Origin of the sequence: Spirosoma flavum, from assembly GCF_042686045.1 — a bacterium.
Classification (GTDB): Bacteria; Bacteroidota; Bacteroidia; order Cytophagales; family Spirosomataceae; genus Spirosoma; species Spirosoma flavum.
In genome coordinates this window covers 43,540-60,158 of record NZ_JBHUOM010000008.1, presented here as the reverse complement: position 1 = coordinate 60,158, position 16,619 = coordinate 43,540, and the positions used below count along the sequence as shown (strand labels likewise).

Annotated in this window: 8 protein-coding genes; 2 read left to right on the top strand and 6 right to left on the bottom strand. The window is 50.3% G+C overall.

Features of this window, described 5'->3' with window-relative positions:
- Positions 1-537: 537 nt before the first annotated feature.
- Positions 538-8,604, top strand: a complete 8,067-nt coding sequence (locus ACFS25_RS14405; protein ID WP_381502042.1) for an Ig-like domain-containing protein — start codon at positions 538-540, stop codon at positions 8,602-8,604.
- 106 nt (positions 8,605-8,710) lie between these two features.
- Here ACFS25_RS14405 and ACFS25_RS14400 read toward each other — a convergent pair whose 3' ends face one another.
- The 4 genes from ACFS25_RS14400 to ACFS25_RS14385 are packed head-to-tail and all read right to left on the bottom strand — an operon-like array spanning position 8,711 to position 12,194.
- Entirely contained in the window at positions 8,711-9,607 is an 897-nt protein-coding gene (locus tag ACFS25_RS14400) for a protein kinase domain-containing protein (protein WP_381502040.1), read from the bottom strand.
- A gap of 10 nt (positions 9,608-9,617) precedes the next feature.
- Complete coding sequence (locus tag ACFS25_RS14395; RefSeq protein WP_381502037.1) at positions 9,618-10,433, bottom strand: hypothetical protein; 816 nt, start codon at positions 10,431-10,433, stop codon at positions 9,618-9,620.
- The gene (locus tag ACFS25_RS14390; RefSeq protein WP_381502035.1) at positions 10,430-11,422 is read right to left on the bottom strand and encodes a vWA domain-containing protein; all 993 of its coding nucleotides are present in this window, start codon (positions 11,420-11,422) and stop codon (positions 10,430-10,432) included. Before ACFS25_RS14390 ends, ACFS25_RS14395 begins: the two co-directional genes overlap by 4 nt.
- 16 nt (positions 11,423-11,438) lie before the next feature.
- The gene (locus ACFS25_RS14385) at positions 11,439-12,194 is read right to left on the bottom strand and encodes a J domain-containing protein (protein WP_381502032.1); all 756 of its coding nucleotides are present in this window, start codon (positions 12,192-12,194) and stop codon (positions 11,439-11,441) included.
- Between the two features lie 287 nt (positions 12,195-12,481).
- Here ACFS25_RS14385 and ACFS25_RS14380 point away from each other — a divergent pair, with 287 nt between their 5' ends.
- Positions 12,482-13,825: a hypothetical protein gene (locus ACFS25_RS14380; RefSeq protein ID WP_381502030.1), complete on the top strand. Its 1,344-nt coding sequence runs from the start codon at positions 12,482-12,484 to the stop codon at positions 13,823-13,825.
- A gap of 46 nt (positions 13,826-13,871) precedes the next feature.
- Here the strand turns inward: ACFS25_RS14380 and ACFS25_RS14375 are convergent, their stop codons facing one another.
- Both ACFS25_RS14375 and ACFS25_RS14370 read right to left on the bottom strand, forming a co-directional pair.
- Positions 13,872-15,116, bottom strand: a complete 1,245-nt coding sequence (locus ACFS25_RS14375) for a hypothetical protein (protein ID WP_381502027.1) — start codon at positions 15,114-15,116, stop codon at positions 13,872-13,874.
- Positions 15,117-15,218: 102 nt separating this feature from the next.
- A complete protein-coding gene (locus tag ACFS25_RS14370) occupies positions 15,219-16,616 on the bottom strand; it encodes an ATP-binding protein (protein WP_381502024.1) in 1,398 nt (465 codons plus the stop codon).
- Positions 16,617-16,619: the final 3 nt, after the last annotated feature.

Genomic DNA, 16,619 nt, shown 5'->3' with positions numbered 1-16,619 from the left:
AGTAAGGGCAGCTAATCACCAATCCATATTATACCCCTTTCTACAATAGGCTCCCGGAACCAGTACGAATACCGTCGTCGCAAACGGGCCCGTATCATCCACAAGCGATGTAAAGGTAAGCCATCACGTCACAACCTTGTCCTACCTGCGCACCCTCCCCTCGACTGATTCATCAAAAATAGTAGGCAAACAAGGATTGTAACCTTCTTGCATACTGGAGGACTCACCGCATCCTTGAACAATTCAGACGTAAATGCATCAATGTAAGCGAAGTCTCAAATGTTGCCGGGTGGCCAATGGTTAACTTGGAGTCGGCGCTCCGACTGCCGGTACGCTGGTATCCATACCTGACTTTCTATACAAGAAATGCCTGCAAAAATTTAGGTGAAGCCAGCCTTGATGAAATTATCACTACCGTCTGTTTGAAACTGCTTGACTTTTGTGTCCTTCTGTGGATAAATATGCAAATTATATAATAGACTGACCATATTTTCCATTGTGTATCCCAATACTCTTCGATCATTAACCCACCCCTTTATGACTTTACATGTACGTTCCCTTATGTGGGTACTAGTTGTATTGCTGGCGTATTGCGGAACGGCGCAGGCACAACAAGTTAACGTTACGTCTGTTACACCTAATCCTATCTGTGCCGGAGCAACTATCACGGCAACTTACTCGTATACGCTGCCTGACCCTGGTACCGTCGTATTGTATCTGAACGGACCCAATACCACTAATTTGCCAATCGGTGCGGCAGCGACGAATGGCAATAATGGGTCCGTTTCCGGAACCATTCCCGCTGATCGGGCCACGGGCTCCTATACCGTTTTCATTCGCAGGACCTCCAACATCTTACCGAATCCCATAAACAGTCCTGCCAGTAGTGCCTTCACCGTCAATGCGCAGCCTGCTGCACCGGTGGTGTCCCCCTTAGCTTACTGCCTGGGCACGACGGGTGTCCCCCCCTTGACGGCTACCGGCCAAAATCTGAAATGGTATACCGTTAGTACGGGGGGCACTGGTAGCACCACGGCACCAACGCCCCCAACTTCGGTTACCGGTACGACCAATAATTATGTGAGCCAGACCAATACCAATGGCTGCGAAGGGCCTCGGGCTACGCTTGCAGTGACAATAAGACCCTTACCCGACAAGCCCACGGTAGTCTCTTCGCTTTCTTATTGCCAGAGCACCAACCCTCCTTCGTTAGCCGCATCGGTCACTTCAGGCAGTAACTTAAAATGGTATGCCTCCGTATCTGGTGGCGTAGGTTCCAGCGTAGCACCAACTCCACAAACATCGACCGTAACCACGACTACGTATTACGTTACTCAAACCAATAGCAATGGTTGTGAAAGTGATCGGGCCGCCATTACAGTAACTATTAAAGCCACTCCAGCGCCACCAACAGTAACGACTCCCGTTACTTATTGTCAGGATCAAACGGCGACCCCGCTCTCGGCTACATCCGTTTCCGGCGGTACCTTAAACTGGTTTGGCCCATCCAATAATTCGCTGGGTAGTACGGCGCCAACGCCCCCAACAAACGCACCGGGTACTACCTTCTATTCGGTTAGCCAAACGGTTGGTGGCTGTACGAGTACGGCAGCTCCCATTACGGTTACTGTCAATGCAAAACCGCCAGCTCCAACGACAAAGCCCGTGGGCGTTTGTCAGAACACGGCTCCTGTTTCACTGGCAACGGGCGTTACATCAGGGACAAATCTGCGCTGGTACACAGTTCCAACGAATGGAACGGCCTCTACAGTAGCGCCAACACCCTCGACTGGCGGCACCGGATCAACACCGTATTACGTTAGTCAGGTCAATAGCAATGGCTGTGAGAGTGGCCGGGCGGTTATCACGTATACTGTATACGCCTATCCATCGGCTCCAACGGTGAGTCCAACCTCATTAACATACTGTCAAAGTTCGCCGGCAGTGCCGTTGACGGCTACGGGTGTGCCCAATGCCACTCTAAACTATTATACCGTTGCTACGGGTGGAACATCTTCCTTGACGCTGACTCCTTCGACCAGTCAGAGCAACAACTACTACGTCAGCCAGACGCTCAACGGTTGCGAAAGTCAACAAAGAGCAACCATCGGCGTCGTCATTAATGCGCTGCCTGCCAGTCCCGCCGTTACCACGCCCGTTGCCTATTGTCAACTTACCGTTGCCGCTCCCTTGAGTGCCACTGCTTCCACGAACAATACACTCAATTGGTATGGCACAGCTGCCACGGGCGGAACAGCCTCGACAGTCGTTCCGACTCCGCCAACGACCACAGATGGCGCGTTTCCCTATTATGTCAGCCAGAAAGATCCGTTTGGTTGTGAGAGCCCACGGGCGCAAATCAGTGTGACGATCTATCCCAAACCCTCGGCCCCTACCATACCAGTCCAGCCCAGCGCCTGTCTGAACAGCGTACCCGCCCCGCTGGCGCAATCAGTCACGGCTACCGGTACCCTGAAATGGTATACGGCTTCGACCGGGGGCATCGGCTCAACGGTTGCGCCTACACTGTCAACCTCTGCCGTGGGATCACCAATCACATACTACGTTAGTCAGACGAATATAAGCGGGTGCGAAAGCGACCGGGCGCCGATCACGTTCACCGTTAATCCACTCCCGGCGGCTCCTGTGCCGACACCGACAACGCTACTCTATTGCCAGAATGCAACGGCCCAACCCTTAACCGCGACTGGCCAAAATTTAAAATGGTACTCAGTTTTGAGTGGTGGAACTCCATTGGCCACTCCGCTAACGCCGTCGACTTCCCAGGCGACCCCTATTACCTACTACGTGAGCCAGACCAACGCCAACGGATGCGAAAGCCCACGGGCCAGCGTCACGGTAACGACCGTGTCAAGACCCGTTGCCCCAACGGTTAGTGCCACACCGGTCGTTTATTGCCAGTTCGATACGCCTGTTTCTTTATCAGCCACGGCTATTACGGGCAATGCCCTAAGCTGGTACGGTACGAGCGAAACCGGTGGTACAGCCTCAACAGGTTCAGGTTTCACTGTCCCAACAACCGATCCGCCCGGCTCTACTCGCTATTACGTCAGCCAAACCGATGGTAATGGGTGTGAGAGCAGCACTCGGGCATTTATTACTGTAAAGGTGAATGCCAAGCCCGCTGTGCCCAACACAACTTCCCTTACGCTTTGCCTGAATGCCAGTACTGTTTCGTTAGCCACAGCGGTTACGTCAGGAAGTAACCTCAAATGGTATACTGCACAAACAGGCGGCACTATGTACGCTGTGACGCCTGTACTTTCCACTTCCGCTGTGGGGCCGACTACCTACTACGTCAGCCAGACTAGTGTCGATGGGTGTGAGAGTGACCGAAGTGCTGTTTTGGTGACGGTCAAATCGTTGCCTGTGGCGCCGACCATAACTTTCAACACCCAGAATCTGTGTCAGAGTTCAGTCCCCACCGCATTGACGGCCATCGCGACGGGGACGTTAAAATGGTATGATACTGCCAGTCAAACCTATACGTCGATAACGCCGTCGACTAATGCGGTTGGGCCAACCTCCTATTCGGTTAGCCAGACTGTCGATGGCTGTGAAGGACCAAAAGCTACGTTGACTGTAGTGGTCATCCCAAAACCGGTTATGCCAACTGTAGTTGGGTCGATTGCTGTCTGCCAGCTATCAACTCCAACTACCCTAACCGCTACGGGACAGAACCTGAAATGGTATGATACAGGAGGTGCGCTGTTAGCAACCGCGCCAACGCCACCAACATCGGCTTCGGGTACGACTGTTTACTATGTCACCCAGACCGATGCCAATGGTTGCGAAAGTGACCGTGCATCCATTTCAGTTCGTGTCAAGCCAAAGCCTGCGGCACCGGGAACGGCGGCTATTAGTGTCTGCTCTAACCAGGTTACAGCACTAACAGCTACGTTTGCTGTGGGCACTAGTCCAAACTGGTATGGAACAAATGCAACTTCAACCTCAACTGCACCTACTCCCGCAACTAACGTAATTGGGGCAGCGGTGAATTACTTTGTTAGCCAGACCCTGGAAGGTTGTGAGAGCGAAAAGGCGTCGATTGCCGTTACGATTAAGGCTCTCCCGGTAGCCCCTACCGTCAGTTCTGATCCAGTGGTGTATTGCCAGGGAATAACAGCGACAGCGTTGTCGGCGACGGCAACGGGCAGTTTGAGCTGGTACGCGACTCAAACAGGTGGAGCTGCTTCTGCTAATGCCCCGATACCGCAAACGACGGTTAGTATCCCCCCAACAACTTATTATTATGTCAGCCAGACAGTTAATGGTTGCGAAGGGCCGCGAGCGTCGATTGCCGTTACGATTAACCCCAAACCCGCCAAGCCAACGGTTGTATCTTCATTTACGTATTGTCAGAACACAACGGCGACTATCCTTTCAGCCACCGCACCAGGCACGTTGAAATGGTATACAGATACGACCAGCACCACAGTTATTCCAACCCCAACACCCGTAACAAACATACCTGGCGTTACTACCTACTACGTCAGCCAAACCGACGGTAAGGGTTGCGAGAGTTACCGGGCCACAATCACGGTTACGGTTATAGCCACGCCGGTTGCGCCTACTACTGCACCTATTAGCGTTTGCCAGAATTCAGTTGTCGTATTAACAGCTACGCCTACTACCGGAGGAATCCTGAAGTGGTACACGGCTCGAACTGGTGGAGTGTCTACGGCCGTAGCGCCAACGCCCCCAACGTCTACTACTGGTACAATTAAGTACTTCGTGAGCCAGAGTATCAATGGCTGTGAAGGACCAAGAGACAGTATAGTGGTTACCATTATTCCTCTGCCAACGGCCCCTATAGTAAGTATTACGTCATTCAGTTTGTGTCAGAATAGCACACCCACCGCCCTAACGGCCTCAGCGAGTGGCACGCTGAACTGGTATACAACAAGCGGGGGAACACCCACTTCCGTCGCGCCCATCCCGTCTACCTCTACTGTGGGTACCTTTACTTACTATGTTAGTCAGTCAGTCAATGGTTGTGAAGGGCCACGAACGGCTATTTCGGTTATCATTGCTCCCCTTCCAACCTCTCCGACGGTCAGTCTGAATACAATCAGTCTGTGTCAGAACAGCGTACCGACCGCTCTAACGGCCACGGCTTCAGTGGGCGGCACGCTGAACTGGTATACAGTTTCGACTGGTGGAGTGTCTACGGCCATAGCACCAACGCCCTCAACGTCAGCGGCAAACACGACAACCTACTATGTTAGTCAGACATTGAATGGTTGTGAAGGGCCACGAACGTCCATTACGGTCACCATCACCCCTCTTCCGGTAGTTCCCGGCATAAGTGCAATCAATCTCTGTCAAAACTCGACTCCCACTGCTCTGACGGCTACCGTTTCACCGGGCGGCACGCTCAACTGGTATACAGTTTCGACTGGTGGAACAGCGAGTTCTATCGCGCCAACCCCGCCTACGTCTACAGTCGGCGCTACTACGTATTACGTCAGTCAGAGTGTCAATGGTTGTGAAGGACCACGTACAACCATGACGGTCAACATTCTTCCTTTACCGGCAGCGCCTGTGGTTAGTACGAATACAGTTAGTATTTGTCAGAACTCGGATCCCATCACGCTAACAGCTACTGTCTTACCGGGCGGCACGCTCAACTGGTACACCGTCCCAACCGGTGGAACACCAACATCAGTTGAGCCCATCCCGCCTACGTCTACGGTAACTACGCTTACGTACTATGTGAGTCAGAGTGTGAATGGTTGTGAAGGACCACGAACGACCATTACGGTCACGATCAAGCCACTACCAACGGCGCCCACAGTCAGCACAGCTCCATTGACATATTGCCAGGGAATTACAGCTGGTGCGTTAACTGCGACACAGACCAGTGGCGGTATTTTGAACTGGTATGGCACTAATCCGGGAGGCATTCCTTCTCCAGTGGCTCCTGTTCCCTCAACGACCACCCCAGGTGTATCTACGTATTACGTAAGTCAAACCGTGAATGGTTGCGAAGGCCCACAGGCTGCTATCGTAGTCCTTATTCAGGCCACACCAGCCGACCCAACTGTAGGCGCAACACCAATATACTGTCAAGGCGGTACAGCTACCGCCCTCTCGGCCATTGCCTCACCGGGCGGCAGTCTGAACTGGTACACGGTTCAAGTCGGCGGAATTGCATCGTCAACACCCCCAGTTCCTCCAGTCACTACCTCCGGTACCATTACGTACTACGTCAGCCAGAGTGTTAACAACTGTGAAGGACCACGGGTTAGCCTGACAGCAACCATCAGAGCCGCTCCTGGAGCGCCTGCTGTCATCCCTACTCTTGCCTATTGCCTGGGGTATCCCGCCATCCCTTTAACTGCCACACCGGCAGGGGGTGGCACATTGAATTGGTATGCAAATCCAACGGGGGGTAGTGCTTCCTCGGTGGCACCCATTCCCCCGACCACTACCGCCGGAACAATTCTGTATTACGTGAGTCAGACTGATGCCACTGGTTGTGAGAGCACCCGAACGTCCATATCTGTCAAGGTAAATCCACTTCCTGACGCTCCTACTACGACACCCGTTAGTGTTTGCCAAAATGCAGCTTCTCCTCTGTTAGCATCAGCCGTTTCGGCAACGGGTAGTCTGAACTGGTATACCGCTCAAACGGGCGGAACACCTTCTTCGGTGGCCCCTGTCCCCGTAACGACCACTGCCGGAGTACTCACGTACTATGTGAGTCAGAACGATGTCAATGGATGCGAGAGTAACCGAAGTCTGCTTTTAGTTACCATTACGCCACTTCCAGCCGCACCGGCTGTTGCAGCAATAGCTCCTGTCTGTCAGAATAGCACACCTATCGTTCTGGCGGCCGCCGGACAAAGCCTAAAGTGGTATACTGATGCAACGTCTACGGCCTCGTTAGGTAGTTCGATTATACAGCCCACGACTCAGGCCGGAACGTTTGCTTATTATGTCAGTCAAACCGTCAATTTATGTGAAAGCCCACGAGCGCTGGCTCAGATTGTTGTCAACGCGCTGCCTGCCGCTCCAACGGTTGTTGCGGTTCAAAATAGTTGCCAGGATGCGTTGGCCCAGCCTCTTACGGCTATTGGTACGGCGTTGCAATGGTACGATGCCAACGACAACCTGATTTCGCCCCCAACGCCGGTAACCAAAGTAGACGTTACTCAAACATATTCCTACAAAGTGACCCAGACGCTTAACGAGTGTACGAGTCTTAAAGCTGCGTTGACGTATATCGTCAATGTTACTCCTCCACCCACGGTCGTCTCACTGGCTGCTTACTGCCAGAATGAAACGGCTAAACCCTTACAAGCTACGGGTACTAATTTACAATGGATCGATCCAGCCGGTGCCATAACGACTGTGGCTCCTACTCCAAACACGACAATTGTGACAGCTGGAGCCAGCTATTCGGTTACTCAGACGAGTCTACTCGGTTGCGAAAGCCGGAAAGCGGAGATTAAGGTGGTGGTCAATGCCCTGTCAGTAGCTAAGCTAGAAGGTACTGCCGCTATTAGTCTTGGTAGTTCAGCCGTCCTCAGCCTGACACTCACCGGGACGGGACCTTACACCTATACCCTGTCGGATGGAACAACGGGAACGGCGGAATCAACGGCGAATTCGGAGACAACCGTCAAGAAAATTACCGTTACGCCGGGTGCATCAACGACCTACACAGTAACGGCTATCTCGAACGCCTGTGGTGCTGGTATTGCAACCGGGGCCGCTGTTGTATCCGTCAAAGTCCCCACCATTGCTACTGCCGCACTGTCAACGTCAACGGTTTGCACGGGTGCATCACTTACGGTGCCGTTTACGACCAGCGGAGAATTTACACTGGGGAACGCATTCACCGTCGAAATTGCCAGTGCTGACGTGGATTCAGCGGCCCGAAAATATATTCCAATTTCGAACGGCGTTATTCAGGGACCAACTATTGTAACAGCTATTCCAGGTACGATTGCTTCTGGTCAGTATTATATCCGGGTAAGCGCATCGAACACGTCTTTCCCGATTTCGGGAACGCGAAGTCCAACTCTGTTGACCGTGCGGGCAGCACCAACGGCTGCTTTTATTGCCAGTAAGAAAAATATTTACAAAGGCGAACCTGCTGAACTATTCTTTACTTTATCCGGCGATTCGCCGTGGACCGTAACCTACGCGGCCGGTTTGGAAACCAGGTCTATTGCCTCCACAACGAATCTATATTCGGCGACCGTTACACCAGCTACGACAACGACCTATAAGTTAACATCCGTCGCTAATATTTGCGGTTTGGGTAAAATTGAAGGTGCTGATACGACAACGATTCGCGTCGATATTCTACTGGCCGAAGCCGATCCGTTCATCAATTCGGTGAAGGTATATCCGGTTCCCACGGATGGTACCGTAACTATCGATATTGATGTGCCCCTTCAAAAAGAACCGGCACAACTACAATTGATCAGTTTTGATGGCCACATTCGCGAGCAATTAACCACCCGCCAACGACAGACAACCTTATATTTAGACAAGGAGTTGGCTGGAACATACCTGCTCTATATCAAAATCGGGAATCAGTCGACGGTACGTAAAATTATTAAACGATAGAAAATCGTTTTTGTAAACAGGAAAAGACCTCAACAAGTAGCACTAATTTGGCGCTACGGGTTGAGGTCTTTTTCGTGTGAAATCAGTCTATCCGACGTAATTCGTTTCAGCCCGACATCAATCGTTTCAATGAGGCAATAGGCCCGGCATCGCTATGCAACGCGTATTCCAGCAAACTCGCCCGAGCAGAAACCTCCCTGGATTGCAAGCCACGCAACTGCTCCCATAGAGCGGAATGAAAAGGCTGCTCTATGGTTTGAGTATGCAACAAAAGGCTCTCCGTTTCACTGTATAAATCGGGTTTCAAGCTCAACGTATGAAGTTCCAGCGAAAGTGCCAGCAGGCTAAAGTCATCCAGATGGCGGCTGTAGTCAACTGGTGTGCGTTGGGGATGACGATACGGTAACGTGCCTGTTTCAGAGGCATTTAATCCATCCAGAGCCGGTACGTAAAACCCATCGTAATCAATCAACGTCAACCGGCCACTTCCGCTTACCATAATATTATCCGGCTTTAGGTCGCCGTGGGCAAAAGGCTGGTTGAGCAGCCAGTGAGTCATTTCATCAAACTGATTGGCTAATTGCTGCAAGGCTTCCTGATCCCGTTGGCGGCATCGTTCGGCTACATAGGTGGCAAGTGGCTGTCCATCAACCCAAGGCATGGTAATCAGGTCAAATTCGGCAGATGTCCCGAAGCGCGTATCCACCCATATCTCGTCGGTATGATACGTAAATGGGAGCAGGTAACGAGACGAGTTTTCGACTAAGTAGCGCGAAATGAGTGGTAAGCGGAGCTGTCGCTGGGGAACCTCCCGCAAAAAACACCGTAAGGCCACCAACTGCCCTGTCCGGTTATCCTGCATCCGAAAAACAACCGCAAAGTTACCGCTGCTAAAAAAAAGCTGACCGTCGGGTTTGCGCAGGGGGACCAGATGGTTGAGCGTCTGGAGAGTTAGTGTCGACAACTCAATGGCCTGGAGGTATTCGCTGATAGATGGGTACATGGGCGGGACATCAATCCTCGATTAAAATACAGGTGTAATCATCCGCACCCAACAGATTTTGGGCTCGAAGTTGTTGGGTATAAGGTAAGAACGTTTCGGGCGATGCCAATGCCATTCGAAACGGATTCCAGACAGATTCTCCGAAACGGCCTCCCTTGTCTGACCAATAACCCAGATGAGCTTGTGCCCGATTTCCCAAAGCGGTTGGTTGTTGTGCCAGCATTCGCAATGATTCAGCATCCCCATGCAACGACGCATAGGCCATAAGCAGGTATTGGCCCAATGTATCCGACAGTAGCGCATACTGCTGGCCGGGTTGGTGCGGCCAAATTCCACTTCGAAAACCAGGAGGGCTGGGCGGTGCCAGCCAATTTATCAAGTAGGGAGCAGACTCAAACTGCCGTAAATCCGGATTAGCCGCCCCTAATTTGTCTGTAATTGGATGAAAATACAGGGCCACGGCATCACCATATACTGTCCAGTGCAGCTCGTCTGCCCTGTAATGTAGCGTGGTCAGGGTAGCGCAGGAGCCTTCGTTCATAAACTTGTGCTCGATGAAATAATCGGTTTCTGCCTGAGCTTGATGCACGTTGAAAAAGTCTTCCCAATGACCATCTAACCAGTTTGCCATGTCAGTCAGTCCACTGAAAGGCACGGCAGGAACCTGTTGTACCAGGTGTTGCGCCCATTCTCCGGCGTAAATACCCGTGCCACCAGCTCCGTCAGCCACCGCCCAAATGCCCGCTTCATCGGCGGCACGCCAGGCGTCTTCATTGTCCGCGTAAGCGGGGGCTTCTTTCCCAACCGACTGCCGATGGCTTCTCATGAGTCAGTTTGCAGGTTAGCAGTGAAACTCTGGTTGTGCTGGGTGGGTGTGCCGATGTTCATAAACTTGACTAACGCATCCATGTCAGCATTGCTGCACATGCCCACATACGTCGTCCGTTGATCGAGGCCAAATAGATTGGCAATATCGGCGTGGTAGGAAGCGGGCATCTCGCTCGACATGTCGTAGAGTAGACGTGCGTAAGGATCGTTGCCCAGTTCGCTTGCTTTGTAGGGGAAAAGAATGGTTTTGCCGTGTTCGTCGGACACATGAATATTCATCAGCAGCACATGGCCGTCTACTGTATGCAGACTTTTCAGCCGGTTGCAGCAGGCCAGCAGTTCCTCGGTGGTTGCATCGGTGGCCACCCCGTCCGTAATGTTGATGACCGTCGGCGGATATACGTCTTTGCCTGCCTGCGTGTCCAGCCATTGTTGCACCAGCGATTCGGCCAGACAGATAGCGCTTTTCATGGGCGTCCGGTGCCGGTGGACCGCATTCAACCAGACAGGGCGTTTTTCCATAACTCTGATAACCCGCCCCCGGATAGTACGTTCGGTGGCTATTTCGTCTACCCGAACGGCGGCTCCGGCCAGTTCGGCGGGTGTGAGAAAGGTCTTACCTGCCATCGCCCCTGACCAAAGCAGGTTGGCCTTATCGTCGCTGAAACCGCCGTAGCCAATGAGTGCAATGTCGTAATAATGCCGAATCTCGTCGCCTTTCTGGCAGCGCAGGACCAGTTCCAGCAGGATCTGATTGATAATCTGAGCCACGGCTGCAGCTTTGGAAAGCGATTGCCCCCGGTACGTCGTTCGCTCATCCATTGACCCCGACTGGTCAATCAGGAAGAGAAACGCCGTGGGTGCCTGCCGCATGATCTGGGCTGAATAAGGATGGGCTTTTATGGGCTGTTGCAATGCGCCCTGCACTACTCTTTGCAGATCAGTAATCGGGAGAGTATACGTTGGTAAGGACTGGAGGTCGGACATAGCGGTGGAGTTGGCCTTACAACGATTGGAGGTGGTGTTTCAAGTGGTCAATTTGTTGGAGCATACTGTCTCGTAGGGTCGAAAAATGGGCAATTAAGTCCGTATTGGCAGTCATCAGTCGGTAAGCATCGTCGGCTTTTAGTTGATCAATCTCCGTTTGCAGACCAGTTTGGCGATTTGTAAGCCGCCGGTGCCATTGTCGAAGTTCTTCCAGATCATAAATCGTCTCGGGTTGGGCCGCGAACAACCGCCCATCATCCAGTTCCTGTACCAGCCGACGGATAGCGACCAGATCCCGGCATTTATACGCGTCGTTGAGTCGCATCATATAGGCCGTAGCTTGGGCTGTGCGGTCGGGGTCGTTGATATGGCGGTCGGGGTGGGCCACCGTAACGGCTTGCCGATAAAGTCGCCGGAGTTCATGCTCGTCCGTTTCGCCCAGGTTAGTGGGTTGATGGGCAATGGCTTCCCGAACAGCCTGATTGGTTTGCTCAAAATGATCCCGCCAGTTCTGGGCTTCTTCGGCGTCGCTCCGCCGACCCGTTTTTTGAGCCTTATTGAGTGCCAATTGCATTTGTAGATCAATCGTCTGCGTCAGTAGGTCGCCGAGGTAGAGCCGAAAAAGCCGGTAGTACTGGTCGATCTGGTATTGACAGGCCGCCTTTTCTTCCTCAAGCTGCGCAATCTGGGGCTCAAGCACCCGAATGTGGGCCAATAGGGTAGCTTTGGCAGGATGGATGGTAAGCTGGGACGGCTGAACGTTCATCAGCATCAAATATAAGCCGATTTTTGGCTTAGCCTATCGTCTGACAAGCGATTAAAAAAAAGCCTACCGTTTGTTTGAAATAAACTCACTTCAATTGCCTGATTCGTAGTATTTAGTAGCTTAGAGTACATTTTCAATCGAATTGCTGTCCAGCTATTCGTTACGATCCTAACGCTTACCAATCGGCCCATAAACAGGCTGCTGCAGTCCGACTCACAGCTTAATGGGTGGCCTTATTGCAGGGCCTGATGCCTTACTTATAATGACGATATCCACTAAAAGCTGCATTCTGTATGCAAAGTCAACAAAGTAGCCATTCTACAAAGAGCAACCCTGAAAAGAAGGGACGAAGAGGGAGTGCAGAGTTACCTGCTATGCACGGCCATCTGCACTCCCTTAAAAAGGAGGAAGAAGAGGAGGAAGATTTGAAAAGCAAATTGAATCCGCTGAACTCTGGAGAGGTGTTGACCCTACTAGCGAAGCCACGAGTGTTTAAGGGGCCTGAAGTCAAGATTCAGGATGAGATCGTTAGAGGCTTGGAAACGCAAATTAATATGCTTGGAGTGGAAGAGCAGAAACTATACGCGGCTAATACTTGCGTGGGTGGAATTGAATTTACGACATCCCCATATAGTGACCTGAAAGATCTAATCACTGGTGCTAAACTGATCGATCTAGATGGGAATTGTATAGGCAAGAGTTCCTTTAATTTAGCCAAGGCAGCCGGAGTTGAAAAGCAAATAATTACCAATACACTGGCTACCATGGAAGCGGCTGGCCAGCTCGACTATTTGCGGAAGAGTGGGTTAATTGGAGAAGACTGGAAGGTGATCGTTGAGGTGCATTACTACCGGGACAGAGACAAGGGCCAGACTAAGTTCCACAAGGATACCAATGGGCAAACCCTGTTTGTTAATCTCAATTTCGTGAATGATGAGCCGGTTCCAGGTCCCGAATTCATCATCAATCCAGGTAGCAATGAAAGATATGATAAATATATTTCGGAACACATGCCGCCAGTCTTTGTTGAAGACGTACAAAAGGCAAAGCTGGCGCATGGTACGCCAACAGAGATCGGAATGACCGTCATTCCGGTGAAAGGCGTTGTGGCATTTGTTGATGAGACCATGCACCATAAGACGCCAACGCTAGGGCATCGTACGGCTAACAGCGGGGCGATCAGCATGGCACTGTCAAAAAAATGTCCTGTGGAATATAAGAATGTGAAGGAAGGCTATGAAAAATACAAAAAAAGATGGACTGAGTTGTGGGAATTCACCGGCTATATTGATAAAAAGTATCATAAGAATGCCGATGTCTGGTTCGCTCTCTTGACCAAGCTTGATGATTCAAACGCAAAATTCAATCGGAAAGAACTCAAAGATATTCTTCCAAAAGCTGATTCTCTCGATATCGACACATTGATTGAAGAATTAGTTGAGCAAGGCGGATCCCATGATTTTGGTGAGGCCAGTTTCTATTTTGCGAAGGCAACGAAGGTGCCTGTTAAGCGGCCAGGCCAATTACCGTTGCAGAGGCAGATGAGCCGAGCGTTATTAACTGATACGGCACCGAAGGCAGTGCCGGGCAAGCGCACATTTTTCCGCACATGGGTTCGTGCTGTGAAAATCAACTAACCGGGCCGAAATATGTACCAGAGTTGAGGCTGTTTCTGGATTTACTCTAGTGATGAATATAACCTTTGGGGTACGTAATTCCGTACTGATTCTTATTATGAGCGATTTTATTCACCTCACGAGCTACATAGCTTTGATACTTCTGCTGCGAAGAGTCCACTATATCCATTTTAAGGCCTTCATATAGCACGGCTAGTCCCCCGCCAACGGCGTCGTTGTAGGTTGTTTCATCCCACGATTTAATAAGACTGCCCGCTTCTTTCAATTTTTGAATTTGTATTTTGATGGCATTGAGTCTCACCTTGGCCATATCTACTTCCTCCTTCGTCAAGAATTCACCATGCTGTGCACCACTACGATCGATTAATAATTTTTCTAAGCCCATTTCGCTCATGGCCAGCATTTTTTCAGCCGTGTTAATATCTATTTGTGTCTGTGTAAACTCTAATCCACGACTCGTATCATACGTACGTGTAGGAGCTCCTTTTTTAGGGTCATTCGTGTATATTTTGAAGCTTCCGACAGCGTTTTGATCATTAAATTTCATAGGCTTGGTGCCAAACGCCTGATCATTATCAATTCCATGGACTGACTGATTGATTAAATCAATAAAGATATTACCATGGTGGCGATCTGTTTGACCAGTTAAGGCATCGAGTAGTTGTAGATCTGATAATTCCTTCTGAATTTTTCCACTAAAAATGACATTACCCAAATAATTTTGCTTTGTGTTATCGTCTAATTTAGCATCAGTCATTATTTTTTGATGATCGCTCAATAGGTCTTTTATGCTCATCGATGTAGCGGGTAACATAGATGAGATACCATGTATCTCACCATCTTCGTCGAGTGCGTATTTTTCATTAGAAAGCACACGCATGTTTAAATTACGAGCCACTTTCCAGGAAGCAATCTGACGCGCTAACATGCGTGGGTTACCCTTTTTCAAATTCAAGCCTAAATTAGATGCACTGACATTATCTAAATCCGCTCTTTTTTTTGCAATGCCCGTACTTGTTTTAGCGCTCCCTGAACCAATGCCTTTCTGCAAATTAACTACAAACGTATCGCTGGCTGTTGTCTTTTCTCTTTCTTGTAGTTGAACAATTTTGTATTTTACTTTTCCTTCTGCAAGCTCATTATCCTTGAATATTTTAATTTTTGATACGGCGCTAAACTTCTTCTCTTTTCCAGAAGTAAAAGGTGTTACCGCTAATGTAGAATTGACATGATGCAAACCTCTGTTCTGACCCAGTTTTTTCTGAGGCTTTTTATTCTTATCTAACATCATGTGATTTCTGTCCAGTTAAAATTTGGTTTGTGCTTTAGGTATCACTTAGCCCCAGAATACTATTTTGGCAATAGCCTGGTTTCTATTCATCTATTTTGAGATTTACCTTCGTTGAGTTTGCTTTTCAATTTCCTCCAGCGTTTTCCCTTCTTTATGAAACTCACGCTTGAGGCTGGTTATAATGTCATCTTGGCTAATGGGGCGTTGGCGCTTCACGGCAATCATGACGCAGGAGCGTAAAACGTTCATGATGATGGCCCCGGTGATGGCGAATCGTTCGGCCAGCTTGTCGAAATCAACTTTAGCATCAATCTCCACCGATCCGGTGAAGGCCTGTCGCCACAGTTGCGCCCGTTTGGAGACATTGGGCGCGGGGAAATAAATCATGGATTGAAACCGGCGGGCAAAGGCTTCATCAATATTGTCTTTCAGGTTGGTAGCCAGCACAATGACCCCCGGAAAATTCTCCATCCGTTGCAGCAGGAAAGCCACTTCCTGATTGGCGTGCCGGTCGTTGGACGACGTGGTTTCGGTTCGCTTACCAAACAGAGCGTCGGCTTCGTCGAAAAACAGAATCCAGCGTCGGCGTTCGGCTAAATCGAATACCCGGCCCAGGTTTTTTTCGGTTTCACCAATGTACTTGGAGACAATCATGGACAAGTCGATTCGATACACATCCAGGCCCGTCGATTTTCCTAACAAGCCCGCTGTCAGGGTTTTACCCGTGCCCGGAGGACCATAAAACAGGGCGCGATAACCCGGTTTCAGGTACTTTTTTAACTGAGGGTTTTTTAAAATAGAGTCAGAGTTGTCAATCCAGGTTTTAATCTCCTGCACCTCTTCCATAATCTGAAAGTCTATTATCAGGTCATCCCAGTCTAAAGAGGTTGTTACTCGACTGGCCGGAAAATCAGTACTATAATCCGGTCGGTTGCTTTCGCCCGTAGTAAGCAGCGCCCGGTATTCGTCCGATATGGTTATAGACCCGCAGGTCTCGGGTTCGTTGGGGCCGGCAGGACCAACCAGAACAATATTTAACTGCGTAAGCAGCGACTCATGGAATAGGTGCGTCTGCAACCGGATACGGCGTATCAGATCACCCCCGGCTACCAAAAATAAAAGAGTTTCTACGGTTGGCAGAAAACCACCCCGATTGTTGTCCCGAATACCACCAAACTCGGTAAATGCCCGGTCGTATGTGCTGTTGCGGGTATAAAAAAAATCGAGTACCTGAGGACGGATGTGCGGAGCAAGCGTCATAATCAACATCAGTCGCTCGTAATTATCTAAGCCATGTTCTCGAACTAGTCGGGCGTAGGCAGAATCACCCTCGGTTAAATCAGGCTCATCAATTTCCTCAACAGTACTGTAGGGTCCTTCCTGTTCAAAATAGAGCTGCAAACGAGCCCCAATGACCGTTTCCAACCAGTCTAATTCGCCTTGCAGGGCAGTAGCATTGGCCGTAATGGCAAAGAACTCGGCAATTGTTACATCGCTCATTTT

Excerpts from the sequence above, each read along its gene's own strand:
- ACFS25_RS14405 (WP_381502042.1), top strand. The coding sequence starts at position 538 with ATGACTTTACATGTACGTTCCCTTATGTGGGTACTAGTTGTATTGCTG.
- ACFS25_RS14390 (WP_381502035.1), bottom strand. The coding sequence starts at position 11,422 with ATGTCCGACCTCCAGTCCTTACCAACGTATACTCTCCCGATTACTGAT.
- ACFS25_RS14395 (WP_381502037.1), bottom strand. The coding sequence starts at position 10,433 with ATGAGAAGCCATCGGCAGTCGGTTGGGAAAGAAGCCCCCGCTTACGCG.
- ACFS25_RS14385 (WP_381502032.1), bottom strand. The coding sequence starts at position 12,194 with ATGCTGATGAACGTTCAGCCGTCCCAGCTTACCATCCATCCTGCCAAA.
- ACFS25_RS14375 (WP_381502027.1), bottom strand. The coding sequence starts at position 15,116 with ATGATGTTAGATAAGAATAAAAAGCCTCAGAAAAAACTGGGTCAGAAC.
- ACFS25_RS14400 (WP_381502040.1), bottom strand. The coding sequence starts at position 9,607 with ATGTACCCATCTATCAGCGAATACCTCCAGGCCATTGAGTTGTCGACA.
- ACFS25_RS14370 (WP_381502024.1), bottom strand. The coding sequence starts at position 16,616 with ATGAGCGATGTAACAATTGCCGAGTTCTTTGCCATTACGGCCAATGCT.
- ACFS25_RS14380 (WP_381502030.1), top strand. The coding sequence starts at position 12,482 with ATGCAAAGTCAACAAAGTAGCCATTCTACAAAGAGCAACCCTGAAAAG.